Source organism: Bradyrhizobium ingae, assembly GCF_055791185.1.
Genome location: NZ_JBVUBB010000009.1, coordinates 145,082 through 164,463, shown reverse-complemented (window position 1 = coordinate 164,463; position 19,382 = coordinate 145,082). Strand labels below are relative to the sequence as shown.

Below are 19,382 nucleotides of genomic sequence, written 5' to 3'. Positions count from 1 at the left end.
GCATGTTCCGTTTGGAGCTGCGTTAGGAGAAAAAATTTCTCGAGGCGATCCCCTCGCCTCTTCAGTGCGATGCGTAAATGATGCGGCGCGCTGGCCACAGCGTCAATGAAATGGAATTTCGAATGTTGCGAGCAGCGCAGTCATTCTCTCCACCGGCGCGCGCATCGACGACGAAAGGATTTTTCGAGTTCGTCACGCCATCGCCACGATCACGGCTCCCATGACGGCGCCATGGCCTGCACAATCTTCAAGCATATCCGTCGTCGCGCACATCGCCTTCTCGCAGACGCTTGTTCAATGAAACGTCCTTCTGGCAAGCGCGTGCAATTCGGTTGGCCGTTTTATTGACTGCGGCCTGCCCGCTCATAGACTTGATCCTCCTACTGCATCGTCGCTCACGCCACGTGAGCCAGGACAAAACAAGAAGCATCATATGAGCATCAACTCAGACTCCGGCGATAACTCCCTCACGCGCAGGCTTGCGGCATCGCTGGTCGCTGCCGTCATTACCCTGTCAACGGCCGCGGCATCGTTCGCGGCCGATACGGTCGTATTGCGCATCGGTGATCAGAAAGGCGGCAATCGCTCGCTGCTCGACATCTCCGGCTATGCCAAGGACCTGCCCTACAAGATCGAATGGTCCGAATTTCCCGCGGCGGCACCAATTCTCGAAGCGCTCAATGCCGGCGCGCTCGACGTCGGCTGGACCGGCGATCTCTCCTTCCTGTCGGTCTATGCGGCCGGAGCGCCGATCAAGGCGATCGGCGGCACCAGATCGGACGCGAAGACGCAGGCCATTCTCGTGCGGCAGGATTCACCGATCAGGTCGGCCGCCGACCTCAAAGGCAAGCGCCTCGCCGGCACCCGCGGGGGCTGGGGCCAGTTCCTGATCGATGCGACACTGGAGAAGGCACAGATCAAGCTCGACGACGCGACCTTTGCTCCGCTCGGCCCGGTCGACGCCAAGATCGCGCTCTTGGCAGGCTCGGTGGATGCGTGGGCGGTGTGGGAGCCGTATATCTCGTTCGCGATACTGAAGGACAAGGCCCGCGTGATCGCCGACGGCGAAGGCCTCACGCCGACCATCACCTTCATCGTCGCCTCCGACAGTGCCATCGCCAACAAGCGCGCCGCCGTGCAGGATTTCCTGCAGCGCCTCGACAAGGCGCGGCTGTGGTCGCTCGATCATCTCGGCGAGTATGCGAAGAACACCGCCGAGCTGACCAAGCTGCCGGAAGACGTACTGCTCAGCGCCTACATTGCGCAGCGTACCGGCCCGATCGTGATCGACGAGAACGTGGTGAAGGAGGTGCAGGAGGCCTCTGACCGCGCCACCCGCTATGGCATCCTGCCGAAAAAGCTCGACGTCAGCCAGGCCGTGGACCGCAGCTTCACGGCGGCCGCTGCAGGCTCGAACTGAGGAGCCCGGGAGATGAGCGGACCGCCTCTCAAGGCCGGGCCGCTTCACCTCGCGGCGATCGTGGTGCTGCACCTTGCCTGCATGGCGGCCATGGTCTGGTTCTCGTTATGAGGTCGACCGCGCTTAAGAGAAAGATGAGAACAAGATAAGGCCCGCTTAAGGACTCTGCGGCTGCCTCCGCCGTAGCATCGCCTCCGGTGATGTCCATGCCTCTTATCCGCATCAAACGAGAGACCGCGTGGCGCCTTATTTCAGGAGGATTTGACCATGACCATTTCAGCACGCGCACCTTCGCCCTCGCGATCGGGCAACAACACTGTCCGAAATCGCTATCGGATTGCCACTCTCTGTGCCTTCCTGACAACTTGCATCTCCTCGACCAGCCCGGCCATGGCGGCGATGGAATGCGCTCCCGGCTATGTTTGGCGGATTGCCGTTCCGAGCGACCTTGTCTGCGTCACGCCGGAATCCAGGAGCGTCGTCGCAAGCGAGAATGCAAGGGCTGCGAGCCGGCATCAACCCGGCAGCGACACATGCCAGTCCGGATATGTCTGGCGCGAGGCGTATTACGGCGACAAGGTCTGCACCACGCCCGAGCGCCGCAGCGAGGTTCGCCAGGAGAACCGCGTCGCATCGCAGCGCGTGGCGCAATAGAAGCGACTGAAAGCTGCGACGGAAGGGGGCGTCAGAGCGACCGGAATTCGTGTTCCGGTTGCTCGCGCGGCGGGCACGCGTCTACAATGCAGCCGCCCAGCGGCCGCCACCGTTCGCAAAGGGCAGGCGACCCGCGGCTGGAGATCAGCGCCATGTCAGCCGATCAATATCTTCGCTACGACCCCGCTGTCGAACAACCGAGTCCCGAAGAGGAAGATGCCGTTCGAGACATCGTTGCCTCGATCGAGCGGACCAGCGACGCCACCTTCAAGCGTTTCAACCACGGTATTCGTCAGCAACATGCCAAGGGCGTCGGTTTCCTGCGCGGCGAACTGACCGTCAACGACAATCTGCCGGCGCATTTGCGCCAGGGCCTTTTCGCAAAGCCCGCCAGTTATCCGATCATCGTCCGCCTCTCCACCGCTTTCGGGCTCAAGAGCGATCGCGTTCGCGCGCCCCGCGGCATGGCGATCAAGGTCCTGGGCGTGTCCGGCGACAAGGCGCTGAAGGAAGACACCTCCACCAACCAGGACTTCCTTCTCGTCAATCACCCGAGCTACATGGCCGACGCCAAGGCCTACTTGGCAGCGCAGAGCAACGTTGAGCGCAACCTGAACACCCCCGACATCGGATTCCGGTTCGTGGGTTTCTTCTCGCGCATCGCTGTCACGATTTCGAGCGCAACCGGCGCCTCGATTCCAATGCTCGCGAAGGCGCTTGGCGACCCCGGCAACAACATCCTCGGCGAAACCTTTCACACCGAAGGCACGCTTCGCTTCGGCGAATATATTGCGAGGATCCGGGCAGTGCCGGTCTCGGATGCCCTGCGCAGGCTCACGGGTCAGCCTTGCCATGACGGCGACGAAATCGTGCGGGACTCGGTCACATCGTTCTTTCAGAAGAATGCTGCGGAATACGAGCTGCGTGCCCAGCTCTGCACCGACCTGAAACGTACGCCGGTCGAAGATTCCTCGATCGACTGGCCGGAGGATGTCGAGGTACCGCAGCCGCTGGGCAAGATCACCCTTCCCTCGCAGGCCGCCAATACCTCCACACGGCGCGACTACGCCAACGACGTTCTGTCGTTCGATCCCTGGCGTTGCCTGGTCGAGCATCAGCCGCTGGGCTCGATCATGCGCCTGCGCAGGCAGGCCTATCGCGCGTCTCGCGAACGCCGGTACAAGCAGAACGGATCGATCCCGCCTCCCGAAGAACCGCGAGATATCAGCGAGTTTCCCGATTGATGTCAGGCCGACGGCCGCAAGTCGGCTGCGCCGGAGATCTCGGTTCGGGCGAAGAATGGCAGCGAGCGCAGCGGATCGTCAGGTGCGAGCGAACACGCGAGCGAATTCACGGCATTGATTGAGTGACCTCTCCAGTTCGCTGCCTTCTGCGCCTCTCCACGGCCGGCGTAAAACTCCGCGAACGAGGCGTAGACCCCCCATGCCGCGTAAGGGAGCCCGGCATGGCGAACGGCCGAGACGGCCTCGGACAGGTGCCGCCTGGCGATCTCCGCATCGCCGCTCTGCAGCGCAATTCTCGCCATTACCTCGTAACACAGCGCGAGGAATGGCCGATCGGGCGCCGCGCCGACCACCTCGTGAAACCGGCTGGCTGCCGCCTTCGCCTGATCGAGATCGCCAGCCTCGATCCAGTACTCGCAGCAGTTCAGCAGGTACTGTGGCATGACCAGCGACTCAATCGGCACGCCGTCGACCTTCATACGCCGCTCGACGGCATCGAGATGCTGCCGCGCCAAAGCAAGGTTGCGCATCCCGAGATGGGCGCGCACCAGCAGATTCCGGCCGAGGAAGAAGGTGAACGGATTTGCCTCGAGCATCGGGCCGACGACTTCCTCCGCGTGTCTCGCCGCGGCCTCATGGTCCTGTGCCGCGGCGTGAAGCCATCCGATCGTGAGCTGGCACAAGGCGCGTGCCTGCGGATTCGCGTTCCGCTCAGCGATGGCAAGCGCGGCGCGAACGCTCTGCTGCAGCGTTCCCCATTTGCCCATATAAAGGGACGCGAACGCCTCGACTGACTCATAGAGCACGAAGAGGTAGACGTCGCCGAGCATGCGGGCGAGCTGCTTGCCCCTGCTCGTCGCATCAATGCAGGCCGGATAGTTCGATCTCAGGAACTCGAGCACCATTTCCATGGAGCAGCGCCGCAGCCGCATGCTGAGATCCTGCGCTTCCGAGATCAGTGCGGACGCCTGCTCCGAGAACTCGGCATCCTCGCGGCTCCAGCCGCTCAGCATCAGCTTCAGATTGGCGACATTGCCCCTGACCAAAGCAGCGAATGCGGCGTCATCGATCGCCCGGCTCTTCGCCAGCGCCTGCTCGGCGAAAGGCAGGCATCGTCGCCGATCGATATAGAGGCAGAACCTGCTGAGATCGACCAGCGCGTTCACCTCCTCCCGAACGAGGCCGTTCTCCGCTGCATGGGCCACGATCGCGCCGAGATCCTGCAGCGAGTTCAGGAAGTCGCCGCCGGCCCGCCAGGCCCAGGCGCGCTGCAGCAGCAGCTTCAGGCGCGTCGGCACCTGCACGTCCGTCGGCAGATGCGCCACGAGATCCAGGGCCCGCGTGAGGTAGTTCGCAGCCTCGCGCGTGCTGAAGCGCCGCGCCGAGCCTTCCGCCGCCGTGGCGAGATAGCGCATTGCTTTCGGATAATCGCGCCCCAGCTCGAAGTGACGCGCGAGCACCGAGGCGACCTCCGCGGCTTGCGATCCATAGCCGCGTTCGAGACTGACGCCAAGGCGCATGTGGGTATTGACGCGCCGGGCGGGTGCCAGCCGCTGGTACAGCATCTCCTGGTACAGCGCGTGCTGAAACGCGTAGCGGCCCGAGACTTCTCCATTCGGCCATTCGGTCGAGCCGGCCACGAGGATGATGCGGCCGGCGCGCGCCAGCTCCTCGCATATCTGCTCCACGTCAAGCACGTTCCGATCTAGCGCGCCGGCAACGTGCAACGCCGAGAACTCGGCCCCGGCCGCGCTAGCGACCTCGAGCAGGCTGCGTTCCTCGGCCGTGAGGTGATCGATCTGCCTCACGATCATGCCTTCCAGATCGCGCGGCATGCTGTCATGCGAGGCCGCCTCCTCGCGCTCCAGCCGCCACTCGCCGCCATCTTCGACAAGCACGCCTTGGGCAACCAGATGATCGAGGAGCGATGTCACGAACAAGGGCTGCCCCTCGGTCCGGGCGAAGATGCGCTCGACCAGTTCGCCGGCGAATTCGGCCGAGTTGAAGCGCAGCGCGAGGTAGCGTTCGACGTCGCTGCCCGTCAGCCGGTCGAGCGCGAGCTCGGTCGCATGTCCGTGGATCTGGAGATTCTGGTGGACTGCCTTGACCGGATGCCCGCCGACCGCCACTTCCATCGGCCGATAGGTGGCAAGAACCAGGATCGCCGCCTTGCGGTCCCGTCGTGCCAGGCGCGACAGGACATCCACGGTGGCAAAGTCGCTCCAGTGCAGATCCTCGAGGATGATGACCCAAGGCCGCTTTGCGGCGAGGCTCTCCAGGAGATCAGCGAACTCACGCAGCATGCGCTCCCGCGTCGCGCCAAAAAGTTCGTGCTGGAAGGCGGCGCGATCGCCTTCACCAAGGAAACCCGGCATCTGGGCAAGCCACGTCGGCGCGTGCTCGCGAATGGCGGTGAGCAGAGCGGCGCCCCCCGCGCCGCGGCACTGCTCGTTCAGAGCTTCGATCAGCGGCAGGAAGGCCTCGTGAGTGCCGAACAATTCGTTGCAGCCACAATGCAGCACGCATGGTCCCTCGCGCGCCATGCGATCGAGAGCCATCTGGACAAGCGTCGTCTTGCCTATTCCGGCTTCACCGGTAATGAACACGACCTGACGCTGTCCGGAGCGGACTTTCTGTAGTGCGCTGTCGAGTGTCTCGAGCGCCGTCGTTCGCCCGACACGCCATTGCCGCCTGCGGTCGACGACGTCCTCGGACGGCTCCTCCGGCCGTTCCATGGCCGACGATGATGCGGTAGTGACGGGTGCGATGAAACGATAGCCGCGCCGCGTGACCGTCTCGATGTAGCTTGGCGACTGCCTGTCATCACCAAGCGCTGCACGCAGCATATTGATCGCGACCGCGAGACTCGACTCGCTCACATGCAGGTCCGACCAGACCGCGTCGAGCAGCTCTTCCTTCGTGACGAGCTCGCCCGGACGGCCGATCAGGCAGCAGAGGACCTCGAAGGGCTTCGGCGCCAGCACGACGCGCTCCGGTCCGCGCCACAGCAGCGCATTGGCGCGATCGAGCCGGAACTGACCAAAGGCGAGCTCGTCTCTCCGCACGGCCGCAACCTCCGGGTGCTCTCCAAGCTTAAGAGAAAGCTCAGTCAAAAGTAAGGGCGGCTTAAGGACTCCAGCCGGTTCTCGGCGCTAGCGTCGCGCCTGGTGATGTCGCGGACATCACCAGGAAGCATTTCATCACGCTGTTTTTTTCGATCAGGGCAGTCGATGCCCCAAATTTGGCAGGGAGTTGACCATGCCACTTCCACGCCGCAGAGCCTTTTTTTCAACCCGCAATTGCGAAGGCTGGTTCGTATTCGTCTACGCGATCGTGTGCGTGCTGGCCGCCGTCTATTTCTCGTCGTCGGAGCCGATCGCCATCGACGCGGGCTTCGGGATCATCGCGCTCCTGCCTTGATCGGCGACGGATCGAGCACCCGTTACCCGGCGCTCGCGCGAGCCAGCGCGAGCGCCGGGCCCTGGTCGGGCGCCGACCTGTCAGAACTGCCCAAGCACGCTCGCGCGATCACCAATATCCGCGATAGTAGGGGCGATGCCAGGCGCGGTATGGCCGGTAGTAGCCATAGCTATAGCCGTAATACGGTCGATACGGGCGGTAGTAGCGGGGATGGGCATAATAGGGCGAGTAGGCATAGCCGGGCCCGTAGCCGCCGTAATAGGCCGGTGCGTAACCGTAGCCATAGGGGCTGCCGTAGTATGGACCGCCGCCATAGTAGCCGTACGGTGCGGTGCTCGCGATCGCGCCGCCGATGATGGCGCCGGCTGCGAGCGCTCCAACGCCCCAGCCCAATCCGCCGCCGCGCCAGCCCCATCCGCCACGCCAATACACCTGCGTGACGTCGTTGGAGACCATGGCCTTCATCGCTGCCACATTGGTCGGCATTGGCGCCGCAGTGGCCTGCTGCACCTGCCCGGCCATGAAGGCACCGGCGAGCGAACAGGCTATTGCCGTTTTCCAGATACTCATCGCCTTACTCCCTGTCTGACGTTTCGTTGGGAAAAAGGGTTGCACGTCGCATGATCTGGCATCTTTGCGCTGAGTCAAAGCATCCGTTTGCGTGCACCGCACAAGGCATCCCCTCCCGTCGTCGATTCCGACGGCCACAAGCCGCGGAAAGCCGGCATGGATCGCACCAGCTCCGCTGCGGGCGCTGAAATGCCGCAGGACGAACGCCCGCAAGCCGCGCCGGAGCGGCTACTTCGTCCTCACGCCTGGAGCGGTCGCGAAGGCCATGAGATCGCCTGCCTCTCGGCTGCCATGCGTAAACCAGCTCTGGCGCAGATCGACGTTACTGAGCGTGCCCGAGCCGAGCAGGCAGCCGGCCGCCGTCGGGACCACGACAAAATCATTGCCGAAGGCGAGCACGTCGATGCGATAGCTGTGCGTCCCGACATCGACGAGCTCCCAGCGGCCTTGCAACAACTGCGCATGGCGATCGCTCCTGGCGATGGCGGTCCCGTTGTCCTGCAGCGACATGGTCCACGCCCCGTCGAAGGAGGCCGTCTCCGCGCAAGGCGAGAGGACCTGCCAGGCCTCGGCGAGATCGCGTTGCTGTGCTGGATGATCGGGGATGCCGGTCAGATAGGCCAGCCCGACTGAAAGCAGCCGCAGCAGGCCAAACATTTCGTTGGCGCAAGGCATTGAATGAATCCAAAAAAATATGAATGCGATCTGAAATAACCCTGAGCCTACCACCCTTTCGGGGAGATCGGGAAGACTCGGCAATCGAAAAAAGCCAAGCCGCCGGGCGGCCACCGCCGATGGCAACCAACATGCCACTTTCCGAATTGTTATCCGTGCCGCTAGAATTCTGCTTCGATGCAGGCGCCACCGGCTTCCCGCAAGGGAGGCTTCGGGGCGATAAAACGGGGCCTTCGGGAGGACAAAATGAATCGTGTTGGAAATGAGCCACTCGCGCGCCAGGCCCTGGCCTTCGTTCTTGCAGGCGGGCGAGGAAGCCGTCTTCTCGAGCTGACCGACCGGCGTGCCAAGCCCGCGGTCTATTTCGGCGGCAAGTCCCGCATCATCGACTTCGCGCTGTCGAACGCCGTGAATTCCGGCATCCGCCGCATCGCGGTCGCCACCCAATACAAGGCCCACAGCCTGATCCGGCATCTCCAGATGGGCTGGAACTTCTTCCGGCCCGAGCGCAACGAGAGCTTTGATATTCTGCCGGCGAGCCAGCGCGTCTCGGAGACGATGTGGTATGTCGGAACGGCCGATGCCGTCCACCAGAACATCGACATTATCGAGTCGCACGGTGCCCGCTTCATCGTGGTGCTCGCCGGCGATCACATCTACAAGATGGATTACGAGCTCATGCTGCGGCAGCATGTCGACAGCCGCGCCGACGTCACCGTCGGATGCCTCGAGATGCCGCGCACCGAGTCTTCAGGCTTTGGCATCATGCACATCGATGAAGACGGCATCATCAAGTCGTTTCTCGAGAAGCCGAAGGACCCGCCGCCGATGCCCGGCAAGCCCGACATGTCGCTTGCCAGCATGGGCATCTACGTCTTCGACGCCAAGTTCCTGTACGAGGAGCTGAAGCGCGACGCCGCCGATCCGAACTCGAGCCATGATTTCGGCAAGGACATCATTCCCTATATCGTCAAGAACGGCCGCGCGGTGGCGCACCAGTTCTCGAGCTCATGCGTCCGGTCTGGCGATGACACGCGCGCCTATTGGCGCGACGTCGGCACCGTCGACGCCTACTGGGCCGCCAACATCGATCTCACCGACGTGGTGCCGGAGCTCGATCTGTTCGACCGCTCATGGCCGATCTGGTCCTATGCGGAGATCACGCCTCCCGCCAAATTCGTGCACGACGAGGAGAGCCGGCGCGGACAGGCGGTGAGCTCGCTCGTATCGGGCGGATGCATCATCTCCGGCGCCTCGCTGCGGCGCTCGCTGCTGTTCACGGGCGTGCGCATCAATTCCTACGCCAATGTCGAGAACGCCGTGATCATGCCTTACGTGAACGTCGGGCGCGGCGCGCAGCTGCGCAACGTCGTGATCGACCGCGGCGTCGAGATTCCGGAAGGGCTCGTCGTCGGCGAAGATCCGGAAGCCGACGCCAAGCGGTTTCGCACCACCGAGCAGGGCATCTCGCTCATCACGCAGCCGATGATCGACAGGCTGAGTGCATGGCGTTGATGCGCGTTCTCGCGGTCGCATCGGAAATCTATCCGATCATCAAGACCGGCGGACTTGCCGATGTGGCCGGCGCGCTGCCGGCCGCATTGAAAGCCCATGACGTCGAGATGCGGACGCTGCTGCCGGGCTACCCGGCGGTCATGCGGTCCCTGCCGAAGGCGGAGGAAATCCGGCGCTGGCCGGATTATTTCGGCGGGCCTGCGCGCCTGCTCGCGGGCACGCACGAGGAGCTGGACCTCTTCGTGCTCGACGCGCCACATCTGTATGAGCGGCCGGGCAATCCCTACGTCACCGCTGAGGGCACCGACTGGCCCGACAACGGCGTGCGCTTTGCGGCGCTGTCGCGGGTCGCCGCCGATATCGGCCTCGGCCTCGTCCCTTCGTTCGTGCCTGACGTCGTGCATGCGCACGACTGGCAGGCGGGACTGCTGCCGGCCTTTCTGCACTATGCGGGCGGTCCCCGTCCCGGGACCGTGATGACCATTCACAACATGGCCTATCAAGGCAAATTCGCCTACGAGATGCTTGCTTCGTTCGGCCTGCCGCCGGAGTCCTTTGGCCTGCACGGCGTCGAATATTTTGGCGGGATCAGCTTCCTGAAGGCCGGCCTGCAATTCGCCGATCGCATCACCACGGTGTCACCGACCTATGCGCATGAAATCCAGGGCGACGAGGGCGGCATGGGGTTCGGCGGCCTCTTGCGCGAACGCTCCGGCGTGCTCAGCGGAATTTTGAACGGCATCGATATCGGCGTCTGGAATCCCGAGACCGACCCGCACATCGCCTATCGCTTTGGCGCGAGCGAACTGCAATTCCGTGCCGCCAACAAGGCGGCGCTGCAGAAGCAGTTCAATCTCGCGCCTTCGGCAGATGCGCTTCTGCTCGGCGTGATCAGCCGGCTGTCCTGGCAGAAGGGCCTCGATCTCCTGCTCGAAACCATTCCGACGATGCTGCGCGAAGGCATGCAGCTCGCGCTGCTCGGTAGCGGCGACGCCGACCTCCAGGACCGCTATCAAGCCGCGGCACGTGCCTATCCCGGCCGCATCGCCGTCGTGATCGGCTATGACGAAATCCTTGCCCACCTCATCCAGGCGGGCTCCGACGCGCTTGTCGTGCCGTCGCGGTTCGAGCCGTGCGGCCTCACCCAGCTTTGTGCGCTTCGCTATGGTGCCGTACCGGTCGTCTCGCGCGTCGGCGGGCTTGCGGACACTGTGGTCGACGTCGGCGAGGCCGACAGCAGCGGGCACGACGCGACCGGATTCAAGTTCGCCCCGGTGACGGCGGATGGCCTCGCCGCGGCGCTGCGCAAGGCGAACCTCGCCTTCCACGACCATTTGACCTGGCGCAGGCTGCAACTGAGCGGCATGACGACCGATGTATCCTGGCGCAACCGGGCGGGCGACTATGCGGCGCTTTATCGCACGATCATAGCAGCCCGCCGCTAATGACGGGGCAACAGACGCCTTTCTATCAACGAATCCGTGCTATAGGGCGGCCACCATGGAACCGCTCATCGTCAAGCTGCTCGGGTTTGCTGCGGCAACCTGCACGACCCTCGCCTACACCCCCCAGTTCATCAAGGTCTGGAAGACCCGCTCCACCGAGGACATCTCGCTCAGCATGTTTCTCGCGATGATGCTGGGGCTTGCACTCTGGCTGATCTACGGACTGCTCTCGGGCGATGCGCCCCTGGTCGCCGCCAACGCGATCACCATGGTGCTCGCCGGCGGCATCCTGGTCATGAAGCTGAAATACGGGTGAGTTCGGCCCTGGTGGTCTCTGCCGATAAAAGCTGCCGCTATCGAACATTCCAAGGCAAGCGACGAAATCACTGCCCCTCGGCTCGAACCGGGGGCTTCTGCTCGCCCTGGAGGCTCTGGCTCAGCGACGCCAGCGCAGTCTTCAGGTCGTCAGAGATCGGCGGGAGACCATTAAGGTCCTCGAAGGCTTGCGAGACGCGCTCATTCGCTGATTTCTCGAACGGTTCGAAGCCGTCGGAGATTCGCGTTCCTCCCCCGAGAACGATGGCAGCGGCAATTGGCCCGAGCACAAGAATTGCGGCTCCAACAATGCCAGCTATGCGGTTGTGACGGATCGGCGGCGGCTGCAAGAGGTGATCAGTAGCCATTGTCTTACCTCGCGGCGTTCGGTTGCCTGCATGATGCCGATCGTCGCGAGCAAACGGTAGATCTGGCGTCCACCATTAAGAGGTACTCAGGCGGAGGCGCCTCCTACTTGAAATGCCGAGCGCCAGAATTGTGCGGTTCGTGACCTTTTCGAGCGAAAGGTCCTCGGACGTCTGCTCAGCAATGCGGATATTCAGCCGCCAAACTCGTACGACGCCATCGCGACGCTTGCGACCTCGTCGACGAACAGACGGTGTCCGGTATCGCCATCCGCTGCACCGGCTGCGACCATCAGCGGCAGCAGATGATCCTCGCGCGGATGGGCAAGGCGCGCGCTCGGTGCATTCTGCCAGTCGATCAGCATGGCGTTGCGCCGCGCGGCGTCCGCCTGGCCGATCGCCTCGTTCAGATAGGCCTCGAACTCGTACGAGACCGGCTTTGACTCCGCGCGTCCGAAGCCGCGCATGTTGTGATAGGTGAGACCGCTGCCGATGATCAGCACACCCTCCTCGCGCAGCGCGGCCAGCGCCTGCCCCACCTTGATGTGCTCGGCTGGATCGTAGGTCGACTTCAGCGACAACAGCACGATCGGCATATCGGCGTTCGGATACATCAGGCCGAGCGGCACGAACGTGCCGTGATCAAAGCCCTGATTGGCGTCCTCGCGGCAATCGACGCCGGCTTGCCCCAGAAGCTCCTTCACCCGCGCGGCCACGGCCGGCTCGCCCGGCGCCGGATATTTGAGGTGATAGGTATGCTCGGGGAAACCGTAATAGTCGTAGACCATCGGGGGCTGTGCCGAGGTCGAGACCGTGAACTGGTCAGCCTCCCAATGACCGGTGATGACGAGCACCGCCTTCGGCCGTGACGGCAGCCGCTGGGGTAGCCGGCCGAACTCCTGTGCGGTCTTGGCGTATTGCACACGCCTGTCGTCCATGAACGGCCAGGGTCCACCACCATGCGACAGGAAGAAGGTCGGAAATCGCGTCATCGCCTCGGCTCATCTCTCTCGCAACAGGCGCGGCCCTAATGTGCGCGCTTTTCAGCGGCGAGCATAGGGAAACGCGCATGGTTAGCAAGTCGTTAACGATTTGCCTTCCAAAATCGGAAAGCCGGTCGAAGTACTCGACCGGTTGGGTTTTTGCGGGAAGCAAGATGGCAAAGTTTGCGCTGGGGGACGTCGTCAATAGTGAGAAGGGTCGCCGCGGGGTCGTCCGCGCCGCGTACATGTCGCGGGAAGGCCGGCAGTGCTACGCCGTCGAGAAAGACGGTGCGATGGACTTCATCGAGGAAGAGCGGTTGACGGCGGCGCCCCGCGTCGAGCTCGCAGCGTAGTCTCCCCGCTCAGCCCCTGGGGCTGCGCCGCTCGAGGTGATCGAGTGGCCCCGACAGCGGATCGTCGCGGCTTACTATTCCGTCATTGGAGATCAGCAGCAAGCGCTCGCCTTGCGAGCTTGCGTCCCAACGCGGCAGGCCCGACCCGTTGGGATCGCCTGTCCTTGCGAAATTGGTCCAGTAGCTGCGCAACTGACCCGCAAGCTCGCGGTCGGCGCGCGTGAATGGCGTGGCGCCCGGCACGCCCTGCGCGCCGAAGACGAATTGCAATTCCCGTCCGTGACCGCCATCGTCATTCGCACGCTGGGCTTCGGCCATGTAGGAAAAGCGATAGCGGTAGGTCGGCGCGCCGGTCGCCGTGTGCAGACGCGCGAGAAACCGCGTGGGCTCGGTGAAAACCCGGTCCGTGTAGAGCCGGGCGGCAAGCTCCGCAGGCTTATCGGAAATACCTGGATAGAACGCCTTCAATCGATCGGCAGATTCACCGGCGAGGCGGAGCTCCTCCTTCAGATCGGGCTCGCCGACAAAACTCGTCTCGTCCTCGTTCGAGCCGACGATCAGCGGGATGCGGCTTTCATGCGCGGCACTGAAGCCGGTCGCGATATCTTCGGTCACGAGCCGTCCGTCCAGCACCGGGCCAAAGCTGCGCGCGGATTTGGCGAACAGCAGGGTTTCGGCCGCGAGCAGCATTCTCGTATCCGACGCACGCGGATCAGACGTACTTTTGTCGCGCTCGACCAGGGAGAACACGCGCTGCGAAACGGCCTCGGCCTCTTGCAGCGACGGCACGCCTTGACGCGCCGGCAGCGACTGCAGGATCGCCTTGTGAAACAACTCGCGTGCGTCCCGGCAAAGCATCAGAAGAGCGATCGAGGTTGCGCCCGAGCCCGAACCGAACAACGTGACGTTGTTGGGATCACCGCCAAACGCGGCGGCATTGTCATGAACCCAGCGCAGCGCCGCGATCTGGTCCATCATGCCGTAATTGGCGCTTGCGCCGTCGGGCGCGTTCACGGCAAGCGCGGGATGCGCAAGCCAGCCGAACACGCCGAGACGATAATTCACCGTCACGACGATGATGCCAGCCTGCGCAAGCTTCGCGCCATCGAACAGGGGATCATTCGCAGTGCCCATGACGAAGCCGCCATCATGGAAGAAAACCATCACCGGCAGCGGTCCATCGACGCCGAAGGGCCGGAAGACATTCAGCGTGAGACAATCCTCGCTCGCATGCGGCATCGCGGGCTGCAGGCACGGCGGGGCAAAATCGTAGGCGGTCCGCATCTCCGAGCTCTCGGAAAGCGCCTCTGGCGCGCGCCATCGGAGCAGCCCGAGCGGCGCGGCCGCGTACGCCAGGCCCTTGAAAGAGGCCACCTCGCCTTCGACAGCGCCAAGCATCTGGCCCTCGTGCGTCAGGGCAAACGGAAACTGCACGGCCTGCTGGGCCGCGGCCGAGCCGACCTGTCCCAGGACCAGTGAAGAAACCGTCGAAGCCGTAGCGAGCGCCAGCAAGGACCGCATCGGCGAAATCTCAATGCGAAGCAAGTGCGTCCAATACTTTTACGTCCGCGTGAGGCGGCGAGGCAAGCCTCACCCAGCGCCGCTGCGATTGACAGCGGGCGCGCTTTGGGTCACTTTTTCGTTCGGTTGATACGACCTGCCGGTTGCATCCCTTACGGGACGGTGAACGTATCGAAGCCCTTTTTCGGCCTCCCTTTGCCCGAGCGACCGGGTCAGCAACGCAACCACCTGACACGCCTGGTTCGCTCATTGCAAAGGACGACATCAATGCGCGATTTCCGCGATGCCAAGGCTATGGCGCAGACCCTGCGCGACGCCCTCCAGGTCAAGGCCATCAGCATAAGTCACGGCGAGAGCCTGGAGCTGGTCTCCAGGATGTTCGGCGTCGCCAACTGGAACACCATGTCTGCAATGCTCCAAGCCGATCGACGCGACGGCAAGACGCCGCCCGCAAGGACACAGGCGACGGGATCTCAAACCGAAATTGCAAGCTATCCCGCCGTTCCCCTGCGCGACCTCGTCCCCTTCCCGACCGCGACCTACCCCTTGTTCGTCGGACGCCCGAAGACCATGCAGGCGCTCGACCATGCGTTCGAACGGCAGCGCGAGGTGGTGCTGGCGATCCAGAAGGAGTCGAGCACCGACGAACCCGGAGACGGGGATGTCCATGCGATCGGCGTTCTCGCCCAACTGCTCGAGCTTGAATCGCTGCCTGACGGGACGCTGAAGGTGCTGACGCAGGTCAACCGTCGCGTCCTGATCCACCGCTTCGTTACCGCTAACGGCGCATTCGAGGCGGAGGTTTCCGCACTCGGCGAGGGGCCAATCCCCGACGCACCCGAACTGATTTTCCACGCGGTCCAGCGCTTCGAACGCTATGCGGCGGCCCGTGACATCCGCATTCCCGGAGTATGGCCGCTGCTCGAGCAGACCCACGATCCCGGTCGCGTTGCCGACATCATCGCTGCGCGCCTGCGATTGCCGATGACCGACAAGCAGAGCCTGCTGGCAACGCTCGACCCCGTGGAACGACTGAAGCAAGTCGATGCCTTCATGGAGTTTGGACGCCCAGTGTCGGCGGCGCTCCAGGCAACGAAGCTCCGCGCTCTAGGCTATGCCACCGAACGGCACCATCGATACGCCACGCTGGAGCATCTCCTGCTCGCCCTGCTCGACGATGCCGACGCCTCCGCCGCCATGCAGGCCTGCACAGCGGACCTTGGCGCCGTGAGAACGAGCCTCAAGGCCTATGTCGATCACGCGCTCGACAACACCGTCGTCCAGGATAGCAGGGAGGCCATACCCACCGCCGCATTCCAACGCGCTGAACAGCGCGCGGAAATCCATGCCCATGAGCTGGGATGCGCCACGGTGACCGGCGCGAACATGCTGATCGGCATATTTCCGGAGACGCGAAGCCCTGCAGCGCAGTTGCTCGCCGAACATGGGATCCCGCGCGCCCGTGTGGCCGAGTTCATCGCAGGCAATGCAGGGAAGGCCTGAAGCAGGTCGTCCGGCGCGTTCGCAATATTTGGAGCTTCCGCACTCGCAAGACTGAGGTAGCCGAGCTTGGCGCTCGGCTGCCTCATCCACGCTGGTATTATCCCTGACCATCCTTGGCGGCCAGCTCCGCGAGCGCGCGGCGCGCGACGATGCCGAGCTCTCCGAGCGTCGAATGCCCGGCTTCAGCCGCCTTGATCAAGCGCTCGGCAATGAACCTGCGGCTGTCGTGATCGCCGCCATGCGGCAGTTGACGGCAGGTCTCCTCCAGCACCACGTCCATGTTCGCCTTGGTTCGCTCGCTCAGCTTCTTCATGGCGCGCTTCGTGAGAGCCTCTGATCCCAACAGACTTGAAAGCCTCGTTCTCGGACAGCAACAACACGGAACTCGGCAGCGACGGAACATCAGCGTGATTGCGTCGAAAAATCAAGCGCTCACGGCGGTTGCTGCGGCGCGGCGCACGCTGCACAGGCTGCAGCGCACATCTTCCGCTATCCAAGATTGAGCTTGCGCTGATGACAAACCAACGCTGCGGCGATAGCCTGTCCACAAAGCAAAATGCTCGGGAGGATAATCGCATGGCTGAGGCAATGGTTGCAGCACGTGCTTCGGAGACCACCCCGAAAGCCCAGCAAGTGGACGTCGCCGTGGTCGGCGCAGGTTTTGCCGGTCTCTATCTTCTCCACCGGCTGCGCAAGGCGGGCCTGACGAGCGTCGCGCTGGAAGAGGCCGACGACGTCGGAGGCACCTGGTACTGGAATCGCTATCCCGGCGCGCGTTGCGACATTCAGACCATCGACTACAGCTACACGTTCGATCCGGATCTCGAGGCGGCCTGGACGTGGTCGGAGAAATACGCAACCCAGCCCGAAATTCTGCGCTACCTCGGCTTCGTCGCCGATCGTTACGATCTGCGACGCGATATCCGCTTCAAGACCAAGGTCACGGAAGCGCGGTGGGACGAGGCAGCAGAGCGCTGGCAGCTCACGACCAGCAACGGCCCGGCCGTCTCCTGCCGCCACTACATCATGGCGACGGGCTGTCTCTCAGCACCAAAGCCGCCTGAAATCGACGGCGTCAAGGATTTCAAGGGCGAGGTCTATTTCACCGGACGCTGGCCGCATGAGGGTGTCGATCTCGCCGGCAAGCGCGTCGCCGTGATCGGCACGGGCTCCTCGGGCATCCAGTCGATCCCGATGATCGCCGAGCAGGCGGCGGAGCTGACCGTGTTCCAGCGCACGCCGAATTTCGCGCTGCCCGCCCATAACGGTCCCGCACCGGCGGACCGCCTCGGCCTCTTGCAAGGCGACCGCGCCGCCTATCGCGAGCAAGCGCGCTGGTCGATGGCCGGCGTGCCCTATCCGCAGCAGACGTCCGTGAGCTGGCAGCTCAACGACGCCGAGCGCCGCACGCGGTTCGAAGAGGCGTGGGGCAAGGGCGACCTCGTCTACATCCTCACCCAGCTCTGGGCCGATCAGGCGGTCGATGTCGACGGCAACGCGCTGATCTGCGACCTGATCCGCGAGAAGATCCGCAACGTCGTGAAGGATCCCGAAACGGCTGCGGCCCTGATGCCGCACGACCATCCGTTCGGCGCCAAGCGGCCCTGCCTCGATACCAACTATTATGCGACCTACAACCGGCCCAACGTGACGCTGGTGAATCTGCGGCAAGAGCCGATCACGGCGATTATCGCTCACGGCATCACCACCGAAAAGCGCAGCTTCGAGGTGGATGTCATCGTGTTCGCGACCGGATTCGACGCCATGACCGGCGCGATCCGGGCGGTGCATCCGATCACCGGGCACGGCGGCAAATCGCTGTCCGACGTCTGGGCGGACGGACCGCAGACCTATCTCGGCCTGACGGTGGCGGGCTTCCCCAATTTCTTCATGATCACGGGACCGGGCAGTCCGTCGGTGCTGTCGAACATGGCAGTGTCGATCGAGCAGCACGTCGATTGGGTGGTCGAACGCCTGGCCGCACTACGCGACGCCGGTTTTACCACCATCGAGGCGACCGAGGCAGCGCAGGCCGGATGGGGCCGGCACATGGCCGACTGCTCGATGCTGACGCTGCATCGGCTCGCCAACACCTGGTACACGGGCGCCAACGTTCCCGGCAAGGTGCAAGGCCTGATGCCCTATACCGGCGGCGTCGGCCCTTACCGCAGCATCTGCGACGAGATCGTTGCCCGCGGCATGCTCGGCTTCAGGCTCGCCGGACCCAACGGCGCCGCACAGTGCAATGACGGCGAGGTCGTGCGCCTGCAGCCGGACGTGCGCATCGTGCTGGGCATGCTCGCTCAGCTGAACCTTCCGCCGATCGAATCGATGGGCGCGCTGGGTGCGCGCGCCTTCGTCAACGAGTTCAACAAGGCCCGCCCCGCAGGTCGGATGGTCGGCGAAGTCGTCGATGGCACGCTGGAGGGCGCCGACGGCCCGCTGCCCTATCGTCTCTATCGACCGGCCACGCCTGGGCCGCACCCGATCGTGGTCTATTTCCACGGCGGCGGCTGGATGCTCGGCGACGAACAGTCCGACGATCCGTTCTGCCGCGACATGTGCCGGCGCACCGGCATGATTTTCGTCAGCGTCGGCTATCGGCATGCGCCGGAGCACCGCTTCCCGGCGGCCGCCGAGGACGGCTATGCGGCCACACGCTGGGTCGCGGCGCATGCGGCCGAGCTCGGCGGCACGCCAGGCCCGGTGCTGGTTGCAGGCTGGAGTGCCGGCGGAAATATCGCCGCCGTCACATGCCAGCTCGCGCGCGATCGTGGAGGCCCTGAGATTTCCGGCCAGCTCCTGGTGTGCCCTGTCACCGACTGCGCGTTCGACCGTCCGTCCTACAACGACAATGCGATCGGCTACTTCCTGACGCGCTCGCTGATGTTCTGGTTCTGGGACATCTACTGCTCACCGGCCGAGCGCACCGACCCGCGCGTCTCGCCGCTCCGCGGCGAGGTCGCCGGCCTTCCGCCGGCGTTCGTGGTGACCTGCGAGTTCGATCCCTTGCGCGACGAAGGTATCGCCTATGCGGACGCGCTCGCAGCCGCGGGCGTTCCGGTCGAGCAGTTGCAGGCGCGGGGCCATTTTCATTCGTCCTTCACCATGGTCGACGTGGTGATCACGGGCGTCAATGGACGGGTGCAGATGGCGGATGCCTTGCGCCGCTTCGCCGGCCTTCCGCCGGAGGCGCGGCACGGCGATGACGCGAGCCGCGGTCACGCGCCGCCCGCACATAAGATCGCGGCCGCCGCGAGCTGACAGCCGGCATTGCGGCTCTGGTCGGGTAGTCCGTGAGCCTCGACCGGTCAGAAGATGCGGCCAAAAAAATGGCTTCGTCGACGGGGAACGAATCCTGGCTGACGGCGTTGTGAGCGCGTGGCATTGAGATGCAGC

17 protein-coding genes are annotated in these 19,382 nt (G+C 64.0%); 10 read left to right on the top strand and 7 right to left on the bottom strand.

The genetic code is table 11. The annotated features are described in order from the left end of the window. Nucleotides 1-433: 433 nt before the first annotated feature. From ACV1FX_RS16455 to ACV1FX_RS16445, 3 genes are all read left to right on the top strand, one after another. Nucleotides 434-1,420 carry an ABC transporter substrate-binding protein gene (locus ACV1FX_RS16455; protein ID WP_473118599.1) on the top strand — a complete coding sequence of 329 codons (987 nt, stop codon included), beginning with the start codon at nucleotides 434-436 and terminating at the stop codon, nucleotides 1,418-1,420. A gap of 267 nt (nucleotides 1,421-1,687) precedes the next feature. Next, the gene (locus tag ACV1FX_RS16450; RefSeq protein WP_473118598.1) at nucleotides 1,688-2,074 is read left to right on the top strand and encodes a hypothetical protein; all 387 of its coding nucleotides are present in this window, start codon (nucleotides 1,688-1,690) and stop codon (nucleotides 2,072-2,074) included. Nucleotides 2,075-2,226: 152 nt separating this feature from the next. Continuing rightward, nucleotides 2,227-3,318, top strand: a complete 1,092-nt coding sequence (locus tag ACV1FX_RS16445; protein ID WP_473118597.1) for a catalase family protein — start codon at nucleotides 2,227-2,229, stop codon at nucleotides 3,316-3,318. 2 nt (nucleotides 3,319-3,320) lie between these two features. Here ACV1FX_RS16445 and ACV1FX_RS16440 read toward each other — a convergent pair whose 3' ends face one another. Next, a complete protein-coding gene (locus ACV1FX_RS16440; protein WP_473118596.1) occupies nucleotides 3,321-6,383 on the bottom strand; it encodes an AAA family ATPase in 3,063 nt (1,020 codons plus the stop codon). A gap of 193 nt (nucleotides 6,384-6,576) precedes the next feature. Between ACV1FX_RS16440 and ACV1FX_RS16435 the strand changes: the two genes are divergently transcribed. After that, entirely contained in the window at nucleotides 6,577-6,738 is a 162-nt protein-coding gene (locus ACV1FX_RS16435; protein ID WP_473118595.1) for a hypothetical protein, read from the top strand. 108 nt (nucleotides 6,739-6,846) lie between these two features. Here ACV1FX_RS16435 and ACV1FX_RS16430 read toward each other — a convergent pair whose 3' ends face one another. Then, nucleotides 6,847-7,308 (bottom strand): hypothetical protein, encoded by a 462-nt coding sequence (locus ACV1FX_RS16430; RefSeq protein ID WP_473118594.1) that lies wholly within the window; start codon nucleotides 7,306-7,308, stop codon nucleotides 6,847-6,849. 228 nt (nucleotides 7,309-7,536) lie between these two features. Beyond that, the gene (locus ACV1FX_RS16425; protein ID WP_473118593.1) at nucleotides 7,537-7,983 is read right to left on the bottom strand and encodes a hypothetical protein; all 447 of its coding nucleotides are present in this window, start codon (nucleotides 7,981-7,983) and stop codon (nucleotides 7,537-7,539) included. 246 nt (nucleotides 7,984-8,229) lie between these two features. Between ACV1FX_RS16425 and glgC the strand changes: the two genes are divergently transcribed. Genes glgC through ACV1FX_RS16410 form a run of 3 tightly spaced genes read left to right on the top strand, consistent with a single transcriptional unit; the run spans nucleotide 8,230 to nucleotide 11,259 of the window. Continuing rightward, the gene (gene glgC / locus ACV1FX_RS16420) at nucleotides 8,230-9,498 is read left to right on the top strand and encodes a glucose-1-phosphate adenylyltransferase (protein WP_473118592.1); all 1,269 of its coding nucleotides are present in this window, start codon (nucleotides 8,230-8,232) and stop codon (nucleotides 9,496-9,498) included. Then, nucleotides 9,489-10,943, top strand: a complete 1,455-nt coding sequence (glgA, locus tag ACV1FX_RS16415) for a glycogen synthase GlgA (RefSeq protein WP_473118591.1) — start codon at nucleotides 9,489-9,491, stop codon at nucleotides 10,941-10,943. Before glgC ends, glgA begins: the two co-directional genes overlap by 10 nt. Before the next feature lie 55 nt (nucleotides 10,944-10,998). After that, nucleotides 10,999-11,259, top strand: a complete 261-nt coding sequence (locus tag ACV1FX_RS16410; protein WP_473118590.1) for a SemiSWEET transporter — start codon at nucleotides 10,999-11,001, stop codon at nucleotides 11,257-11,259. Nucleotides 11,260-11,326: 67 nt separating this feature from the next. Here ACV1FX_RS16410 and ACV1FX_RS16405 read toward each other — a convergent pair whose 3' ends face one another. Next, the gene (locus ACV1FX_RS16405) at nucleotides 11,327-11,626 is read right to left on the bottom strand and encodes a hypothetical protein (protein ID WP_473118589.1); all 300 of its coding nucleotides are present in this window, start codon (nucleotides 11,624-11,626) and stop codon (nucleotides 11,327-11,329) included. Nucleotides 11,627-11,817: 191 nt separating this feature from the next. Continuing rightward, nucleotides 11,818-12,615, bottom strand: a complete 798-nt coding sequence (locus ACV1FX_RS16400) for a DODA-type extradiol aromatic ring-opening family dioxygenase (protein ID WP_473118588.1) — start codon at nucleotides 12,613-12,615, stop codon at nucleotides 11,818-11,820. Nucleotides 12,616-12,779: 164 nt separating this feature from the next. Here ACV1FX_RS16400 and ACV1FX_RS16395 point away from each other — a divergent pair, with 164 nt between their 5' ends. After that, on the top strand, nucleotides 12,780-12,959 hold the full coding sequence (locus tag ACV1FX_RS16395; protein WP_473118587.1) for a hypothetical protein: 180 nt from the start codon (nucleotides 12,780-12,782) through the stop codon (nucleotides 12,957-12,959). 9 nt (nucleotides 12,960-12,968) lie between these two features. On the opposite strand, the gene ACV1FX_RS16390 is transcribed toward ACV1FX_RS16395, so the two are convergent. Further along, nucleotides 12,969-14,480, bottom strand: coding sequence for a carboxylesterase/lipase family protein (locus tag ACV1FX_RS16390; RefSeq protein WP_473118586.1), 1,512 nt, complete (start codon nucleotides 14,478-14,480; stop codon nucleotides 12,969-12,971). A gap of 267 nt (nucleotides 14,481-14,747) precedes the next feature. On the opposite strand from ACV1FX_RS16390, the gene ACV1FX_RS16385 reads away from it, so the two are divergent. Next, nucleotides 14,748-15,983 carry an LON peptidase substrate-binding domain-containing protein gene (locus ACV1FX_RS16385; RefSeq protein WP_473118585.1) on the top strand — a complete coding sequence of 412 codons (1,236 nt, stop codon included), beginning with the start codon at nucleotides 14,748-14,750 and terminating at the stop codon, nucleotides 15,981-15,983. 97 nt (nucleotides 15,984-16,080) lie between these two features. On the opposite strand, the gene ACV1FX_RS16380 is transcribed toward ACV1FX_RS16385, so the two are convergent. Further along, on the bottom strand, nucleotides 16,081-16,296 hold the full coding sequence (locus ACV1FX_RS16380; protein WP_473118584.1) for a hypothetical protein: 216 nt from the start codon (nucleotides 16,294-16,296) through the stop codon (nucleotides 16,081-16,083). Between the two features lie 263 nt (nucleotides 16,297-16,559). Here ACV1FX_RS16380 and ACV1FX_RS16375 point away from each other — a divergent pair, with 263 nt between their 5' ends. Beyond that, nucleotides 16,560-19,247, top strand: coding sequence for a flavin-containing monooxygenase (locus tag ACV1FX_RS16375; protein WP_473118583.1), 2,688 nt, complete (start codon nucleotides 16,560-16,562; stop codon nucleotides 19,245-19,247). Nucleotides 19,248-19,382 lie beyond the last annotated feature (135 nt).